This is a genomic window from Chryseobacterium koreense CCUG 49689 (assembly GCF_001045435.1).
Classification (GTDB): domain Bacteria; phylum Bacteroidota; class Bacteroidia; order Flavobacteriales; family Weeksellaceae; genus Kaistella; species Kaistella koreensis.
In genome coordinates, this window is record NZ_LFNG01000017.1 from 1 (window position 1) to 18,428 (window position 18,428).

The following is an 18,428-nucleotide window of genomic DNA, read 5'->3' on the forward strand; positions in this document are numbered from 1 at the left end:
GTTTCACTCCTACGGAGTGATTGATCTGCAACCGTATCAGAGCTACAAACTTCTCACTCCTACGGAGTGGTGATTTCCAACCATATCAGAGCTATCTCTTTTCACCCGACTAAAAACAGTTGAATGTTGTTGGTGTAAATTTTCATTTCTAAGAGCAGATCTGGCAAAAGGAAAGTTTTTTTTAAGATGGCATTCCTAAAGGAATGCAAACTTTCTTCGAACTATTTTTCTACACAGATACCGCTCCTCCAGAGCATTTCATGTTGTTTTTAGAAATAGAAACCCCGGTAAAATGGCGGAGTTACCCGTAAATTCTTGGTATCTTTAATGTGTTTCAACGTGGTTTTCTGTCCATCAAATCATTAAAAATAGAAAAACTCCGTAGGAGTTTAAAGTTTGTAGCCTACCATAAGTATAGCATGACGGCACTTCGTAGAAGTGCAAAGTTATTTTGGCGGTTTCGTATATGGAGGAAACCGGAAGGACAGCACCCAAACCGCATTAATCCCGCAAACGTTTCACTCCTACGGAGTGATTGATCTGCAACCGTATCAGAGCTACAAACTTCTCACTCCTACGGAGTGGTGATTTCCAACCTATCAGAGCTATCTCTTTACACCCGACTAAAAACAGTTGAATGTTCTGGACGTAAATTTTCATTTCTAAGAGCAGATCTGGCGAAAGGAAAGTTTTTTTTAAGATAGCATTGCTATGGAATGCAAACTTTCTTCGAACTATTTTTATACACAGATACCGCTCATTTCATGTTGTTTTTAGAAATAGAAACCCCGGTAAAATGGCGGAGTTATCTGTAAATCGGGACATCTTTAATGTGTTTTAACCTGGTTTTCTGTCCATAAATCATTAAAAACAGAATAACTCCGTAGGAGTTTACAATTTGTAGCCAACCGTAAGTATAGCATGACGGCACTTCGTAGAAGTGCGAAGTTATTTTGGCGGTTTCGTATGTGTAGAAAGCCGGAAGGACAGCACCCAAAAGGCGTTAATGGCGACAACGTTTCACTCCTACGGAGTGATTGGTCTGCAACCGTATCAGAGCTACAAACTTCTCACTCCTACGGAGTGGTGATTTCCAACCATATCAGAGATATCTCTTTTCACCCGACTAAAAACAGTTGAATGTTGTTGGTGTAAATTTTCATTTCTAAAAGCGGATCTGGCAAAAGGAAAGTTTTTTTGAGATAGCATTCCTATGGAATGCAAACTTTCTTTGATCTGTCTTTCTACACAGATGCTGCTCCTCCGGAGCAGAATCAAATCCTATTTATGGAGCGTTCCTGAGTAACGCTATCTCTTTTCAACCCACTTAAAACAGTTAAATATTGTGGTCGCAAATTATCATTTCTAAAAACAGATCTAACAAAAGGAAATTTTCTTAAGATAGCATTCCTAAAGGAATGCAAACTTTCTTCCATCTTTCTCTCTACACAGATACTGCTCCTCCGGAGCATTTGGTGGCGTTTTTGGGAAAGGAGGGATTTGTATTTATTAATCCTTCTCATATAGCGGAAACCTCTGTGAATTCGCGGTGATTTTAATGCGTTTGACTTGGGGTAATTGGGCGGGTAATCCTTAGCTATATTAAATTGCTTAGTTTTGCTCGAAATCCAACAATGAATTAAATTATGAAGAAACATGTACTCCTTTCTATCTTATTTTTGCAATTCCACTTATTTTATAGTCAGATTTCATCAAAAGAAAGGGATTATATCATTACATACCACCCGCAACGTATTGATATACAATTTACAAACCCTGTAATTGCGAAAGCCTATGGTGGTAAAAATCGCGACCTTGAAATACCGTTTGAAAATAAAGCATCTGATCAATACACCTATACCTTGCAGGATTTGCCGCCTAGCTCCATCATAAAATTGGACTATCAACTGCTTGGAGGCGGGGATGAGGGTTTTCGGACAGGCTTTATTGCGACACCCTCAAAATCATCGGGGACGATAGAGGTGTTTTTTAACCACCCTGTAGATACTAATTACAGCCAGGGCCAGAACGCGGTCAATCTGGGTAATACGCTGGATGACAAGCTGATATCCTATATCAATGGATGCAGCTCCACTTTGGACATTGCCATCTATAATTCGTTTTCGCCTAGCGCTACCGCAGGAATTGCAGGTGCGATAAATGATGCGTTTCAAAGGGGTGTGCAGGTGAGGGTGATCTATGACGGAGGCACGGGGAGTACGATGATCCCGCTGCTGAATAGTGCGATCCCTAAACTGGCAAGCCCCAAAAACATCAACTATGGACTGATGCATAATAAGTTTGTGGTGTTTGACGCGAATGCTGCCGACGCCAACAAACCCCTTGTGTGGACGGGTTCGACGAACTGGACGGTTGTGCAAATTGATGGGCCGGATAAGAATAGCGCCATTGTGATCCAAGACCAGTCGCTGGCTTTAGGATACCAGATAGAGTTTGAAGAAATGTGGGGTTCGTCCACCGCGACACCGATTCCGTTCAATTCCAGATTCGGGCCGTATAAATTGGATAATACGCCGCATACCTACAATATCGGGGGAAGAATTGTGAACAGCTATTTCAGTCCCAGCGACGGGGCGAATGAAAAGATCATTGAGGCGGTGAATAGTGCCGATACCGACCTGAATATCGCGACGATGCTCATCACCAGGACGGACATCAGCAGTGCCTTGATCGATAAGTACAGCAATGGCCTGCACGCCACGCAACTGGTGATGGATACGCAAAATCCGCAAGGGAACCAGAAGGCCCTGCTGCAAGCTGAGATTGGAGCGGCGAGAGTGCGGACAGATGCTTCAAAAGGGGTGATGCACCACAAGTTCATGGTGGTAGATAATTATAACAGTTTGTCGGATCCTTTGGTTCTGGTGGGTTCGCATAACTGGAGTTCTGCTGCGGAAACCAAAAACGATGAGAATACCCTGATCGTGCATGACCTGAATATTGCCAACCAATATTATCAGGCCTTTGCCTATCTGTACCAACTTTCGGGCGGAGTGATCATCAATCCGCTTTCGGTGGCCAATAGCCCGGAATTAGCCAACCACTATTTCATTTACCCGAATCCGAGCACCGGAATATTTAATATCAAGAGTGAAAAGGCGGTATCCGGAAATACCGATATAAGAATTTATGATGCCGCGGGGAGGAGAATTTATCATCAAATTGTTTCTCAATTCAGCAAGAGCAGCATTGATCTGACCAATCAGCCCAATGGAATCTATTATGTGGTAATTGCTAACGAAGCGGGGGTGAACCACCTGAAGATGATTAAGCATTAATGCGGTTTGGGAGCGGGTTTGCGGCGTTGGAGATGATGGTTTTTTGGTGAATAGCGGGTATGGGAATGGAATTGGGGTTTTGGTGGAGGGAGCTTTTACCGGAGAAATCCATGGCTAAACTTCGTTTTTTTCAGTATGTAAAAAAGAGCCAAAACCTGGCAATTTATTATTTAAAAACAAAGTAATAATACCTTTTGTGCAGCTCAACTATACACTTAAATCGCTAGAATACAATTGGTTATTTTAATGAAGTTTATTGAAAATATTGTTGAATGCAGATAATATGCATATATTTACGTGTTGGCAGCATGCTTAAAGACAACCTACAAAGACAAATTGACAAGAATGATTGACCGAGATTTTTGCGAATTTTTAGAATATGAAATGTGTAAAGTGTTTGAGCATTCAAACAATGACGAAATAAAGTGGTTTTGGTGTGACGGAGTTTTAACAGACCAACCAGACATTTACTACTCTCAAAAGTTTGTAAATGACAACAGACAGGTAAAATTGAAAGCTTTTATCGGCAATGACGGACAAACAGAATACGAATTGACTTTGAAATTTGGAAACAAGGCATTAAGCAGATATACAAGAAATTTGGACATTAAAGAATGTGTGCCAAACGCAGACAAACAAAACTGGTTTGACATTGACACTAAGCGAAATAAAATTGAGATACAACTTGACTAACGACAGAAAGCCAGCAGATAAAAGGCATTTGGCTCAATAGCGGGTGAAGTGGTTAACTGAACATTCTACCTCGCTTCAACTTTTGTGGTGTATTGACAGTTTTGTGCTCCGAAATCCGGCACTGCACCAAGCGCCAAAACGTTATCTGTAATTCCCCTACTCGAAAACGGAGTTGTTTTTAGCCGCTAACGAATAAAATTTCACTATTTTTATCTATCAAATATTAAAAATAAAAACACCTGATTACCAATGCTTTATTTTAACGTTAGTTAGGATCTCACAAAATATCACGTTTAATCGAATGGAAGAAGAATTATTAATTAGAAAAGAAGCAGAACAATTTTTTAAAGCAAAAATTGAGCGTTCAAGAAATTATTATCCAGTTCAAGATATTCATGAATTGAAAACAAGATTATATGATTTTTATTCAGAAGAAAATAAATCTATTTTCTTAGATGAAATTCTTAATCAAACAGTTTCATATTTTTCAAAACATAGAGATCAAGTTCATGGCGGGAAACCTGACCCTAAATGTTCAATAGATCAAAAATTTGAAAAATTATTATTCTACATAAAACAAGAAATAGATACTTTACCAAAAATTGCACATCAAAAATTTACTGATGAAAAAAACATTAGAGATAAGGTATTTATCAGTTATAGTCATGAAGACAAATCTTATTTAAAAGATATTCAAAGACATTTTAAACCATTTTTAGATAAAATCAACTATTGGGATGATTCAAGAATTGAACCTGGACAAAAATGGAAAGAAGAAATTGAAAAAGCATTGAAAGAAACAAAAGTTGGAATTTTATTGGTTTCAACCGATTTTTTAGGCTCGGATTTTATAAGGAATAAGGAGATCCCTGAATTATTAAACACAGCAGAAAAAGAAGGTGGCGTAATTTTAATCGTGATACTAAAACCATGTCTTTTCGAAGAATTTGATAAATTAAATCAATTTCAAGCAATGAATCCACCAAGCAAACCATTAAGTAAAATGTCAGAAGATGAAAAGGAGGAACTTTTGGTTAATCTGGTAAGACAAACAAAAAAAATTATTGAAAAAAGAGACTACAGCTAATAAGGGTAGCTGTTGCACAACCTCCCTTTTGAAATAAATTCAAGAATAAACGATAAAAAGCAGCCTCTTTTAAAATGATTTAAGGGAGGTTTTTATTTTTGCCGTTGAGAGGTTTCGGGGTTTCGGGTGGTTTTAAAGGAAGTGGTATGGTGGCTGCAAATGAATTAGCGATCACCGATTTCTTCGAAAAAAAATAGAAATAGAGGGAAGGCCCGTTGAGCGGGATTTTACTTCTGCTTGGGAAGAAATGGATATTTTTAAGTGGATGCGAATGGGTAATTCTTTGGAACACAATGGGATATTTGTTTTTTGGGTGGGAAATTTTTGTATATTTGGGTGTCATCTGCAAGCATTCACAAACTTTACACTAAATAAATATGGGATTAAAAATAAGTACAATCGCAGCTATTCCTGAAAATGTTGAAAGAAGTTATTATTTATATATTTTAGATTATTATAATTGGGATGAACCAATATCGAATACACTAAGAAACAGTTTTGACAAAATTGCAAAATTTGCTGCGGAAAATGATTCTGTTGCAATAACTGGAATTCCAGAAAGTCATTTTTATTCAGAATTATTATCATTTGATTCAATAAACGGCATTAAACCAGAAGATATACTTCCTGCTTTAATGATAACTACAATTCACCCTAAATATTTTGCACAAGGTGATGGAATACAAAGATATCGAGAGAAAAAACCAACTGACAAATTGATTTTCATTGAAATTGGAAAAATTTGTAAAAATCCAAACGATGTAATAAAAATTATTGAAAATATTTTCAAAGACATTAAAGAAAAAAAGGATTTAAAAGATTTTCAAATTAAGAAAGAACTAAAAGCTGGAGTTGGTCAAATTTTGAATGACACAATAATTCTAGAACCAAATATCGGAGGAATTGGTGTGAACATAAATAATATCTTTAAGTATTTTATGAAATGACACCTGCCGATAATAACTAAGCTTTAGCTTCGCCCAGTTCGGCTTCGCATCGGGTCGTTTTGTGTGAAAGATGGGAGATCGAAGGTTCGGAGGGGGTAAATGGGTAATCCTTTAGAACACAATAGGATATTTGTTTTTCGGGTGGGAGACTTTTGAATAGTTGGGTGTTGTAGGCAATTCTAAACAATACACTTTATGAATTTGAAGGCTAATTTTCAAATAATTTTTTTGACATTCATGATCCCTTTTCTCGTCACAAATTGCGGGAAATTTAGTCATGAAAAATTCAATTCTGAGACTTGGAAAAACGCAAACTTAACTTCTGAAGAAAATTTTAGTTTAAGATGGGATATGATGAACGATTTAAGAAATCATCATCAAATTATCGGAATGAATAAAACTGAAATCAAAAATCTTTTAGGAAATCCTGATTCTGAAACTCGTAATGAGTTTAATTATTATCTTGGATATTCCAAACATGGAATTAATACTGGAACATTATGGTTAATTTTCGACAAAAATAATAAAGTAGTAAAAATTTCTGTTTCCCAAGGATAAAATAAGAACTGCCTGCAACAGAGTATTTATACAAGCTGGTCTGAAGCTTTCATCGAAGATTTTTGCGATTAATTAAGATTTTAGCAAATAGAAAGATTTTGTATTTTTAGCCCGCCAATAGAAATACACAAACCGGTAGCAGCAACTGTCCTAAAAATCGTAACCAAATGAAATATAATAGATTATTGTTCATTTTTGCATTGTTGAGCTTTACAATTTTATACGCTCAAGTTAATTTGAAAGAACTAGAAAGAAAAGATGGAGTTTGGGCAAAAATTGGAGAAAAAAATAGTTATTCTGGTGAATTTATTGAAACTTTTGAAAATGGAAGTTTACAAGGAAAAGGAACTTTAAAAAATGGAACGCTAAACGGAGAAAGAATTTCATATTACGAAAATGGAAAAATAAAATTTCAAAGATTCTATAAAAATGGAATTACTGATGGAAAAAGTTTTGAAAATTTTGAAAACGGAACTTTAAAACAACAAGGAATTTTCAAAAATGGAAAAGAAGATGGTGAATGGAAATTCTATTATCCAAATGGAAAAATTCACGCAATTGTAAATTTCTCGGACGGAATTCAGCAAGGAGATTATTTTGAATATAATGAAGACGAAACACTAAAAGCACAATATTATTTCAGAGATGGAAAAGCGGGATATTCAGATGAACTTACAAAGCTTTCTGAAAAAGCATTGAGTTTAACTCGGAAATTTGAAAATGAAGAAGCTATAAAAGTTTACGACCAGGCGATTAAATTAAATCCAACTGTTGCGCAATTGTATTTCAATCGTGGTGTAACAAAAAGCAATTCATTTGACTTTGATTCTGCAATAAAAGATTATGACAAAGCAATCGAAATAAATCCAGATTATATGGAAGCTTACGGAAATCGAGGAAATGCGAAAATTAATATTCGAACATCAAAAGGAAATATTGATTTAACAAAAGAAGAGACTAAAAGTGCTTGTGAAGATTTTAAAAAGTCTGTTTCTCTTGGAGATTCTACAATGGCAACTGAAGACAATTTATATCTTTATTGCAGAGAAAAATAACTGCAGGTGACAGCGGCACAACCTCCCCTTTCAAATAAATCCAAGTAAAAACAATAAAAACCAACCTCTTTTATGCTTCGACAGGCTCGGCAACCGGAATTAAGGGAGGCGGAGGAAAAGCTGTTTTTCCATGACTAGAACTTTACCGGTGGAGCAGCCGCTCAGGAGGCATTGGCGCAGCTGATGGTTGTGCAGGATGGCCGCAATGATGCAAGCTGGTCTGCAACCTTAGGCAAAGAAAAGGTAGGCCAGAACCACCGAGGTAATGATCCCCACCAGATCTGCGAGCAGCATTGCGGTTACGGTATATCTGGTGTTTCTCACGCTCACCGCGCCGAAATAGACTGCGATCACGTAGAAAGTGGTGTCTGAACTGCCCTGTAGAACCGCCGCCAAGCGTCCCTGGAAACTGTCGGCACCGAAAGTCTGCATGGTGTCCACCATCATTCCGCGTGCTCCGGAACCGGAAAGCGGCTTGATCAACGCAGTGGGTAACCCATCTACAAACCGGGTGTCAAAACCTACGATGGACGCCACCCATTTCATCCCGTCAATGATCACATCGAACACGCCGGAAGTCCGCAGCAATGAAATCGCGATCAGCATCCCGACCAGGTATGGAATGATTTTCACGCAGGTCCAGAAGCCTTCTTTTGCCCCTTCGATAAAGGCATCGAACACATTGATCTTTTTGTAAACGGCTCCCAAAACGATGGCGAAGAAGATCAGCAGGATAATTCCGTTGCTCATCAGTTTGCTGAAATCATCCAACCCGTCCTTGCTTAAATTCACGAGGTAAACTACGAGCAGTGCTATGATGGCAGAAATACCGCCGACGTAGGCCAAAACAATTGGCTGGAAAAGGTTGATTTTCTGGTAAAGTGACACGATGATCATAGCGGCCATAGTAGCCGCGAAAGTGGCCATCATGCACGGCAGGAAAATATCGGTGGGTGTGTGCGAACCCATGGAAGCACGGATCGCGATGATGGAAACCGGAATTAAGGTCAGTCCTCCCGCGTGAAGGCAGAGGAACATGATTTGGGAGTTGCTCGCCCGCTCTTTGTCGGGATTTAAGGTTTGCAGACTTTCCATCGCCTTTAATCCAAATGGGGTTGCCGCATTGTCTAAACCTAAAAGATTGGCTGAAAAGTTCAGCAGCATGTGTCCAAAAGAAGGGTGGTTTTTTGGAATTTCGGGGAAGAGCTTGGAGAAGAAGGGCTGGATCAGGCGGGAAAGCAAATTGATACCGCCCGCTTTTTCGGCAATTCCCATGAAGCCCATGAATAGGGTCATGATCCCGATCAAGCCGAGGCAGATTTTCACTGCGGTTTCAGAAGTTCCGATGACGCCGTCGGTTTCCTGGACCCGGTAAACCTTTACCGCGGTTTTGGCGGAATCGGTTTTATAATGGATTCTGTTTTGCTCGAAATTGGGTTTTAATAAAAGGGAATTTTTGATTTCCGGATCCAGCTCGCTGATGTTTTTGGTAGCGATTTGCACGGTGTCGCCGCTTTTTCCAACGACCAAGTCGTTGTAGATCGCTTTGTAATTGGGAGAAAATAGATATTTGATGCTTGCGACGATGATCGCGACAATGATGAACGCGCTCCAAATCCTGCTTAAAACCATTTGCTAGAAATTTGGAGTAAATGTAATAAAAACTCGGAAGTCGCAAGGTGGAAGTAGGAAGAAATTCTTCGCAATTGATTTGCCGGCCGGAAGCATTGGGATGATTTGCCCCAAGTTTTCCACAAAAAAATCCTGACATCAGAGAAATCAGGACCGTCTTTGTTTAAAAAGAACAGTTTTACTGCATGGCCAAAAATTCCACTCCATGACTGCCGTCTTCACGGTGTTTTTTATCGAAATGGCGGTGGAAATCTGCATAGTAGTCCTCATAGTCTTTATGTCTTTTGAGCAGGAATTTTCTGATTCCAAAAATTCCTAACCCCAAGATTACCCCTAAACTTCCTGCCAATAATATTCCGGTTTCTTTTTTCATATTTAAAATTTTGCTGATAAAATTAAGCAATTTTTGTTCCCAACGTGGCCGGGAAAGTTTTAAAGTTTGTTAATGTTTGCGCAAATGGGCTAAAACCAATTAAAATCTCTATTTTTGAAAAAAGTTAAAAATGAGATTTAATTCACTGATTCTTTCTGCAGGCGTAGCTTTTTTGACGTCTTGCGGAACTCAAAAAATGACCAACAATTTTCATTATCCGGAAACCAAGAAGGTTTCCCACACGGACGAATATTTCGGCACCAAAGTAGAAGATCCGTACCGCTGGCTGGAAGACGACCGTGCCGAAGATACCAAAGATTGGGTAAAAAGGGAAGTAGCCTTTACCAATGACTATTTGGCAAAGATCCCTTTCCGGGAGGAAATCCGCGCCCAACTGAAAGATATCTGGAATTATGAGAAAATTGGGGCGCCCTTTAAAGAAGGAGATTTCACCTATTTTTACAAGAATGACGGCCTTCAGGCGCAATTCGTTTTATACAGAACCGATAAAAACGGAAACACGGAGGTTTTCCTGGATCCTAACAAATTTTCAGAAAAAGGAACCACTTCTCTGGCCGGAGTTTCCTTTAACAAGAAAGGAACTTTAGCCGCTTATTCTATTTCCGAAGGGGGAAGTGACTGGAATAAAATAATCATTATCAATGCTTTAACTAAGGAAAAGATTGATGAGACGATTGTGGATGTGAAGTTTTCCGGGGCATCTTGGCTGGGTGACGAAGGTTTTTTCTACTCCAGTTATGATAAGCCGAAAGGAAGCGAGCTTTCCGCGAAAACAGATACCCACAAAGTGTATTTCCATCAACTGGGGACCAAACAATCCCAAGATCGGCTGATCATCGGTGGTGAAAACTTCAAGAGGAGGTATATGAGCATTGGTGTTTCGGATGATGAACGCTTCGAAATCCTGAACGCATCAGAAGCAACGAATGGGAACGAATTGTATATCAAAGATTTAAGTAAGAAAACGGATTTTGTCCCGGTTCAAAAAGGATATGATTTCAATACCGATTTTGTGGATTCCAAAGGCGATATGATCTATGCTTTGACGGATAAAAACGCTCCAAATATGCGTTTGGTGAAATTCAATATCAATAATCCGGATGTTTGGACCGATGTGATTCCAGAAACCGAAAACGTGTTAAGCGTCTCTACCGGAGGAGGTTACATTTTTGCGAAGTACATGAAAGATGCAGTGACTTCGGTGAAGCAGTTTGATTATGATGGAAAACTGATCCGGGATATCCAGTTGCCCGGAATAGGAACTGCCAACGGATTCGGCGGCAAGGAAAAAGAGAAGGACTTGTATTTTTCGTTCACGAATTACATTACACCGGGAACCATTTATAAGTTCAATGCAGATGCCGGAAAATCAGAAGTTTACCAAAAACCGAAAGTGAAATTCAACCCGGAAGATTATGTTTCTGAGCAGGTTTTCTTTACCTCCAAAGACGGAACCAAGATCCCGATGATGATCAACTATAAAAAAGGGATCCAACTGGATGGGAAAAACCCCACGATTCTTTATTCATACGGCGGATTCAACATCAGTCTGCAGCCGGCATTTTCCGTGGTGAACGCCATCTGGATGGAAAACGGCGGAATCTATGCCGTTCCGAACATTCGTGGCGGCGGTGAATACGGAAAGAAATGGCACGATGCAGGAACGAAAATGCAGAAGAAAAATGTCTTCGATGATTTCATCGCAGCGGGAGAATATCTGCAGCGCAAAGGATATACATCCAAAGATTTCATGGCGCTTTCGGGAAGGTCAAACGGCGGACTTTTGGTGGGTGCAACCATGACGATGCGTCCGGACTTGGCGAAAGTCGCATTTCCGGGAGTGGGCGTTTTGGATATGCTCCGTTACAATAAATTCACGGCGGGAGCAGGATGGAGTTATGATTACGGAACAGCGGAAGATTCCAGAGAAATGTTTGAATATTTGAAATCCTATTCACCGGTTCACCAGGTGCGAAAAGGGGTTTGCTATCCTTCTACCATGATCATTACGAGTGATCACGACGATCGGGTGGTTCCGGCGCACTCATTCAAGTTCGGTGCGGAATTGCAGGAGAAACAAAGTTGTAACAATCCGGTTTTGGTAAGAATCGAAACCAACGCGGGTCACGGTGCGGGAAGAAGCACCGATCAAGTCATCGGCGAGAATGCGGATTTACTGAGTTTCGCACTTTATGAAATGGGCTTAAAAAATCTGAAGAAATAGAGCCAATTGTTGAAAACTTCCTGAGCACTTCGGGAAGTTTTTTCGTTTTAAAATGATTATTTTTGTAGGTTTAAGAAATGTCAGATATCATCAAACTTTTACCGGATCATGTAGCCAATCAAATCGCCGCCGGTGAGGTGGTTCAGAGACCTGCGTCCATCGTGAAGGAGCTGATGGAAAACGCGGTGGATGCCGGTGCCACAAAAATTGAACTCATTGTGCGGGAAGCTGGAAGGAACCTGATCCAGGTTGTGGACAACGGAATCGGGATGAGCGAAACCGACGCCAGAATGGCCTTCGAAAGACATGCCACTTCCAAAATCAGCACCACGGAAGACATCTTCCATATTTCTACCAAAGGCTTCCGAGGTGAGGCTTTGGCTTCCATCGCCGCAGTGGCTCAAGTGGAGTTGAAGACCAAAACGAAAGATGCCAAAACCGGAACCAATATCTATATCGAAGGGGGAGGTTTTCAGTTTCAGGAACCGATTCAGACCGCGGAAGGATCAAGCTTCTCGGTGAAAAATCTATTCTATAATGTTCCCGCAAGAAGGAAATTCCTTAAGAACAATAATGTGGAATTCCGCCATATCATCGATGAATTTCAAAGGGTTGCATTGGCGCATGAACATTTGGATTTCGAGCTTTTTCATAATGACGACATTGTATTTCGATTAAGGAAATCCAGTTTGCTGCAGCGGATCATCGATATTTTCGGGCGAAAACTTCAGCCGCTTTTGGTTCCCATTAAAGAAGATCTCGGTTGGGTAAAGCTCAATGGATTTGTGGCCAAACCCGAAGGTGCAAAAAAAGTCCGTGGCGAGCAGTTTTTCTTTATCAACGGAAGGTTTTTCAGAAGTGCCTATTTCAACAAAGCGGTTCAGGATGCATTTGAAGGTTTGCTTTTGCCTGGGTATATTCCGACTTTTTTCCTTTTTCTGGAACTCGATCCGGAAAAAGTGGACGTGAATATTCACCCACAAAAGACGGAAGTGAAATTTGAGGATGAAAATCTGATTTACGCACTGATTCGTTCCACGATAAAGAAATCCCTCGGGATTTACAATGTTGCGCCGAGTTTGGATTTTGACCGGGATTCCAGTATTGATGCCTTCATGCAGCAAAAACCCAATGCCGGAAGTTTCAAGGCGCCGGAAATTTCGGTGGATCGGAATTATAACCCGTTTATGGAAGAAGTTTCCGCAGGCGAAAAGATTGCGATGACCGAAATCTATCAGCAGAATATTCAGGCAGAGCCGTCCAAAATAAATTTGTTTGAAGACGAGGATTTCGACGAAGATCTGATGCGGCTTCCAAATGGCTACTGGCTTTTCAACCGGGGCGGGAAAACGCTGATGCTGGATTTGGGGAGAATGCACCGGTTGATCGTGAGCGAGCGGAATGCGAAGAAGAAAATCAGCAACGAAAGGCACGCACTGCTTTTTTCGCTGGAATACCACATGAATGAAATTGAAAAGAACAAGTTCCGTTCGATCAAGAAATATTTGCCGGAGTTGGGTTTTGAAATGGTGATTGCCAATGACAACGTATTGAGGATTGATGCGGTTCCAGAAGGATTGAAAGAAACCCAGGTGATGAAATTTATGGAAAACCTTTTCGATATTTTGGAATACAAAACCGAAGATGAATTCATGAATTTTTACCGGAATCAGTGGAACAAGATCCAGAGCAAATCCCGTTTCGATTTTCTGTATAAAATGGATGCCGAACAAGTCATCAAAGACTTCACGGAACTGGGTTTCCCCGAGTATTTACCCAATGGAAAAAGATGCTTTATCGAAATTCCATTAGAAGAATTAAAAAACAAATTTTAGAACATTATGTTTCCAAGACTTACACCGATCACGAAAAATATCATCATTTTAAATGTGGCATTTTACTTGGTTTCCAACTTTTTATGGCCGCAACTTTATGAGATCTTTTCCGCCTATTATATTGGTTCGCCGTTTTTCCGGGTGTGGCAGATTATCACGCATATGTTTATGCACGCACCGCTGGGACAAGGAATTGGCTTAACACACATTCTTTTCAACATGCTTACTTTGGCGAGTTTCGGGCCGGTTTTGGAGCAGGTTCTGGGCGAAAAGAAATATGTGATTCTTTATTTTCTGAGCGGAATTGGGGCCTATTTCTTGAACTGTGGCTGGAATTTTTTCGAAATTACGCAGGGTGTCGATTTACAGAAAATTTATTCCATACCCATGATGGGTGCTTCCGGCGCGATTTTCGGGGTTGTAGCTGCATTCTCTACTATGTTTCCGGATGCGAAGCTGTATTTCATGTTCATTCCTTTCGGGGTGAAATCAAAATACCTTTTGCCGGCCATCATCGTGATTTCGCTGTATTTAGGGTATAGCGGATCGATGGGGGGAATTGCTCATTTTGCACATATCGGTGGTGCGATCGTGGGATTTATTCTGGCAAAAATGTGGAAGGATAATGAATACAGGATTAATTAAATTTCATTTTCAATGGAGAAATTTCAGCGCATATTACTGGTGTTCCATTTCTTCATTGTCATTTTTTTGCTGGGAACTTTTCTAAACGGCTATATAAAGCCTGCCGCATTTCCGTGGTTGAATTTGCTTTCGTTGGCTTTTCCGGTTTTGATGCTGCTCAATATGCTGCTGATTATTTTTTGGGCTTTAGTTAAAAAGAAGACAGCCTTAATATTTATACTATGTTCTTTTTTTCTCATTCATCCTACAAGAAGGTGGGTAAATTTTAGCGGGAAATCGCAAGAAACGGGCAACCTGAAAATAGTCACCTTAAACGGACATTCCGGGATTATGGGCGAAGAGGCAATGCGAAGCTACTTGAACAGTGTACATCCGGATGTGGTTTTTTTTCAGGAATCCAGGTTTTATAAACATGAAAATCTGGAATTGAAAGATTTGAAATACCGTTACAAATGTTTCATTGTGGAACTGCATTCCAAGTATGAGATTTTGGAAGCCGGACCTATTTTGGACAATCCGCTTCAAGGCTCCTCCTTCTATGCGGACATCAAGATTAATGGTCAGAAGATTCGGTTGGTCAATGTGTACCTGGAACCATTTAGGTTCAATAAGAAAATGCTGAATTCTAATGTTTCGATTTCCACCGTCGGTCGGTTTATGAATACCTTTGAAAATATTTTCTTAGTTCATCAAGGACAAGTGAACATGATTAAGAAGTTTTTGGATGAATCGCCTTATCCTGTAATTTTGGCGGGTGATTTTAATGCGGTGCCGAATTCCTATGAATATTACCATTTGGGAAAAGATTTGAAAGATGTATTTATGGAAAGGGGGAATGGCATTTCAAGCAGCTTCCACGATTACAAATTCCCAATACGGATTGATTATGTTTTTTGTTCCCGGGAAATCAATCCGGTAAGTTATAAAGTGGACCGCTCGGTGAAGATTTCAGACCATTTTCCTGTAATTGCCGAATTTAAAATTGATTAAAAATGAAGGACCTATTATTTTTCACCCTTTTTTTGTTGCTTTTTTCATGTGGGAAAAACAACACTGAAAAAGTCATTTCCACGAATCAGGAAAGTGCAGTTCCACCTTATGACACCATTGCAAAGGATTCTTTTTCGGCGGGTGCGGTTTCTGTGGATGTGGCCAGAAGGATCAAGATGTCGTCTCAGAAATATCAGGACTCCTTGCGGGAAGTAAAAAGAAAATTGGAAGAAGAAAAATTGGCAAATAAATTGAAGGAAGAAAAAGATAAAGCAGACAAAAAATTGGAGGAGGAAAAGAAAAGAGCAGAGGAGGACGCCCGATTGAAAAGGGAAAAAGAAAAGCAGAAATCCGATGCGGGCATCTCTGAAACTCCCACCCATCCTTAGATTTAAGAACACCAAAATAAAATAGTATGAAAACCTTCTTTTTAGCAGCAGGATTTATTTCACTGAGTGTCATTGCCTGCAAAAAATCTGAAACTAAAATTGAAACCACTGAAAATCCGGATGGCAGTGTAACCACTACAACCATTGAAACCGAAAAAGCTACCACAGTGGATACCGCAAAAATCAATGCGACAATGGATCAGGCGAAAGAAAAACTGAACAAAGCCGGTGAAAAGATCGACGAAGCTGCAGACCATGCCGGTGAAAAACTGAAGAAAGCCGGTGAAGATTTGAAAGATGTCGCTGCAAAAGGTGCCGAAAAAGTGGAAAAAGGTGCCGAAAAGGTCAAGGAAGATCTTAAGAAAAAATAGCATTGAATCCGCTGATCTTTCCAGCGGATTTTTTTATTGATTCATTTTCAGGAGCGGATCGATATATTCTCTGTCATTGCTTAACCGGGGAACTTTATTTTGTCCGCCCAGCTTTCCGCGCTCAGACATCCATTGGTAGAAAAGCTGAGGTTTCGCAACGTGAACCACAGGTTTCTTTAGGGTCATGTTGTTATATCGTTTTGCTTCGTAATCGGAGTTGAGAGATTTCAGCTGATTATCGAAAACTTGGGTGAAATGATCCAAGTCTGCCGGATTTTTGCTGAATTCGAAAATCCATTCATGGGCACCGCTTTCGCCATTTTGCATAAAAACTGGTGCTCCGGTGAAATCGGTAACTGCGGAATCGGTAGCTTCACAGGCTTTAGTGAGCGCGGTTTCCACATTGTCGATCATCAGTTCTTCGCCGAATGCGTTGATATAATGTTTGGTGCGGCCGGAAATCCTGATCCGGTACGGATGAATGGAGGTAAACCGAACTGTGTCTCCGATGAGGTATCGCCAAAGTCCGCTGTTTGTGCTGATTACCATGGCATAATTTTTTCCAACCTCCACTTCTTCCAATGGAATCGCCTGTAAATTATTGGGATCAAATTTTTCCATCGGGATAAACTCGTAGAAAATTCCGTAATCCAGCATCAGGAGCATTTCATCACTCCTGGAAACGTCCTGGATTCCAAAAAATCCTTCGGAAGCATTATAGATTTCGTAGTAATTGATGTCTTTACCAATAATTTTCCGGTACTGTTCACGATAAGGTTTGAAACTGATTCCACCGTGAAAAAAAACTTCCAGATTGGGCCACAATTGCGCAATGGTGGAGTATCCAGTTTCGGCCAAAGTACGCTGAAGCAGAACCATCATCCAGCTGGGAACACCGGTCAAACTTCCCACATCTTCGTTTTTAACTTCGGAAATAATTGCTTTCAGCTTGCTTTCCCATTCAGACATGAGCGAAACCTTTTTACTGGGAGTGGTGGTGATTTCCACCCAAAACGGCAGGTTTTCGATCATGATGGCAGACAAATCGCCAAATTTCGTGTTGAAATTTTCATACAATTCTGAACTTCCACCGAGTCTGAGATTCTTATTGGAAAAGAGGTTGTTTTCGGGATGGTTGTTTGCATAAATCGAGAGCAGGTCTTTTCCCGCCTTGAAATGGCAGTCTTCCAGACTTTCCTCAGAAATTGGGATGAACTTGCTTTTTGCGTTGGTTGTTCCCGAGGATTTTGCAAATTTTCTGATATATCCCGGCCAAAAAATATCGGGATGTCCCTGTCTTGCCTTTTCAATGTAAGGCTCAAAATCCTCATAAGTGACGATGGGCACATTTCGCACAAAATCGCCATAATTTGAAATAGAGCTGAATCCGTGGATTTTCCCATAATCGGTATTTTCTGCGAAATAAAGCTGGGAAAAAAGCACGCCATTCTGGGTCTCAATCGGGTGTTTCATAAAGTTCTGAATCTGATCTATCCTTTGTCGGATAAACCAGTTGACCACCGTGTTGAAAAGAGCCTTTGTTGCCATCGAAAGCAAATATAATGTTTTTTGGCGGAATTAAATTGGCCGCAGCGGACGAATTTTTTTTTCCTGAATTTGAGGGGAATAAAAAAAAATTCCGCCCAGAACTGAACGGAATTTCATATCAACTAAAATTTTAGTTTAGCAGTATTCGTCATAAGCAGCCTGTAAATTTGCTGCGATTACTCCTGCCGGATTTCCCTCGATGTGGTGTCTTTCCAACATGTGAACCAATTCGCCATCCTTGAAAAGTGCCACACTTGGTGAACTTGGAGGAAATGGAGCCATGAATTTTCTGGCTTCTGCAACGGCCTCTTTGTCGTAACCTGCAAAAACGGTTACTAAATTGTCAGGCTTTTTATCGCCGGTCAATGAGAAAATTACTCCCGGTCTTGCTGCTCCCGCTGCACAGCCGCAAACGGAATTTACCATAACCAGGGTTGTTCCCTGTTTTTTGATGGCGTTGTCAACTTCTTCAGGAGTGGTTAAGTCCTGGAAACCTTTATCGGTAAGTTCATGCTTCATGGGCATTACTAAATCTTCTGGATACATATCTATATTTTTTTTTAAAATTAAAGCCCTCGAATTTGGAGCTTTGCTGGTGCAAATTTAGTAATTATTAAAATAATGTTCGTGTTAATATCCTTGCTAAAATTATTCCAAGTCCGCTGATTTGTCATTTTGTCATAGCTGGAACAGAAAGCAAGCCCCAGTAAAAAAGAAGCCCGGAACAGTTTTGCTCCGGGCTTCAACAATCAAATCGATAT

Annotated in this window: 17 protein-coding genes; 13 read left to right on the plus strand and 4 right to left on the minus strand. The window is 40.2% G+C overall.

Annotated features, from left to right (window positions below; genetic code table 11):
* The first annotated feature begins 438 nt into the window (after nt 1-438).
* From ACM44_RS15365 to ACM44_RS11835, 7 genes are all read left to right on the plus strand, one after another.
* Nucleotides 439-588, plus strand: coding sequence for a hypothetical protein (locus ACM44_RS15365; protein WP_160304030.1), 150 nt, complete (start codon nt 439-441; stop codon nt 586-588).
* A 1,058-nt stretch (nt 589-1,646) separates the two neighbouring features.
* Nucleotides 1,647-3,299, plus strand: coding sequence for a phospholipase D-like domain-containing protein (locus tag ACM44_RS11805; protein ID WP_048500256.1), 1,653 nt, complete (start codon nt 1,647-1,649; stop codon nt 3,297-3,299).
* 384 nt (nt 3,300-3,683) lie between these two features.
* On the plus strand, nt 3,684-3,992 hold the full coding sequence (locus ACM44_RS11810; RefSeq protein WP_206540196.1) for a hypothetical protein: 309 nt from the start codon (nt 3,684-3,686) through the stop codon (nt 3,990-3,992).
* 301 nt (nt 3,993-4,293) lie between these two features.
* Nucleotides 4,294-5,079 carry a toll/interleukin-1 receptor domain-containing protein gene (locus tag ACM44_RS11815; protein ID WP_048500258.1) on the plus strand — a complete coding sequence of 262 codons (786 nt, stop codon included), beginning with the start codon at nt 4,294-4,296 and terminating at the stop codon, nt 5,077-5,079.
* 377 nt (nt 5,080-5,456) lie between these two features.
* Entirely contained in the window at nt 5,457-6,026 is a 570-nt protein-coding gene (locus ACM44_RS11825) for a hypothetical protein (protein WP_048500260.1), read from the plus strand.
* Nucleotides 6,027-6,221: 195 nt separating this feature from the next.
* The gene (locus ACM44_RS11830) at nt 6,222-6,584 is read left to right on the plus strand and encodes a hypothetical protein (RefSeq protein WP_241477180.1); all 363 of its coding nucleotides are present in this window, start codon (nt 6,222-6,224) and stop codon (nt 6,582-6,584) included.
* 167 nt (nt 6,585-6,751) lie between these two features.
* Nucleotides 6,752-7,639, plus strand: a complete 888-nt coding sequence (locus ACM44_RS11835) for a tetratricopeptide repeat protein (protein WP_083993725.1) — start codon at nt 6,752-6,754, stop codon at nt 7,637-7,639.
* Nucleotides 7,640-7,867: 228 nt separating this feature from the next.
* On the opposite strand, the gene ACM44_RS11840 is transcribed toward ACM44_RS11835, so the two are convergent.
* A complete protein-coding gene (locus tag ACM44_RS11840) occupies nt 7,868-9,271 on the minus strand; it encodes a nucleoside recognition domain-containing protein (protein ID WP_048500262.1) in 1,404 nt (467 codons plus the stop codon).
* Nucleotides 9,272-9,449: 178 nt separating this feature from the next.
* The gene (locus tag ACM44_RS11845; protein WP_048500263.1) at nt 9,450-9,644 is read right to left on the minus strand and encodes a hypothetical protein; all 195 of its coding nucleotides are present in this window, start codon (nt 9,642-9,644) and stop codon (nt 9,450-9,452) included.
* A gap of 130 nt (nt 9,645-9,774) precedes the next feature.
* On the opposite strand from ACM44_RS11845, the gene ACM44_RS11850 reads away from it, so the two are divergent.
* The 6 genes from ACM44_RS11850 to ACM44_RS11875 all read left to right on the plus strand — a co-directional run bounded on the left by ACM44_RS11850 (nt 9,775) and on the right by ACM44_RS11875 (nt 16,119).
* Nucleotides 9,775-11,889, plus strand: a complete 2,115-nt coding sequence (locus ACM44_RS11850; RefSeq protein WP_048500264.1) for a prolyl oligopeptidase family serine peptidase — start codon at nt 9,775-9,777, stop codon at nt 11,887-11,889.
* A 77-nt stretch (nt 11,890-11,966) separates the two neighbouring features.
* Nucleotides 11,967-13,724 carry a DNA mismatch repair endonuclease MutL gene (mutL, locus tag ACM44_RS11855; protein ID WP_048500265.1) on the plus strand — a complete coding sequence of 586 codons (1,758 nt, stop codon included), beginning with the start codon at nt 11,967-11,969 and terminating at the stop codon, nt 13,722-13,724.
* Between the two features lie 6 nt (nt 13,725-13,730).
* Entirely contained in the window at nt 13,731-14,369 is a 639-nt protein-coding gene (locus tag ACM44_RS11860; protein ID WP_048500266.1) for a rhomboid family intramembrane serine protease, read from the plus strand.
* Between the two features lie 12 nt (nt 14,370-14,381).
* Complete coding sequence (locus ACM44_RS11865; RefSeq protein ID WP_048500267.1) at nt 14,382-15,359, plus strand: endonuclease/exonuclease/phosphatase family protein; 978 nt, start codon at nt 14,382-14,384, stop codon at nt 15,357-15,359.
* A gap of 2 nt (nt 15,360-15,361) precedes the next feature.
* Nucleotides 15,362-15,748, plus strand: a complete 387-nt coding sequence (locus ACM44_RS11870) for a hypothetical protein (RefSeq protein ID WP_048500268.1) — start codon at nt 15,362-15,364, stop codon at nt 15,746-15,748.
* Between the two features lie 26 nt (nt 15,749-15,774).
* Nucleotides 15,775-16,119: a hypothetical protein gene (locus ACM44_RS11875; protein ID WP_048500269.1), complete on the plus strand. Its 345-nt coding sequence runs from the start codon at nt 15,775-15,777 to the stop codon at nt 16,117-16,119.
* Between the two features lie 33 nt (nt 16,120-16,152).
* Here ACM44_RS11875 and ACM44_RS11880 read toward each other — a convergent pair whose 3' ends face one another.
* Complete coding sequence (locus ACM44_RS11880; protein WP_048500270.1) at nt 16,153-17,667, minus strand: GH3 auxin-responsive promoter family protein; 1,515 nt, start codon at nt 17,665-17,667, stop codon at nt 16,153-16,155.
* 135 nt (nt 17,668-17,802) lie between these two features.
* A complete protein-coding gene (locus ACM44_RS11885; RefSeq protein WP_048500271.1) occupies nt 17,803-18,213 on the minus strand; it encodes a BrxA/BrxB family bacilliredoxin in 411 nt (136 codons plus the stop codon).
* Nucleotides 18,214-18,428 lie beyond the last annotated feature (215 nt).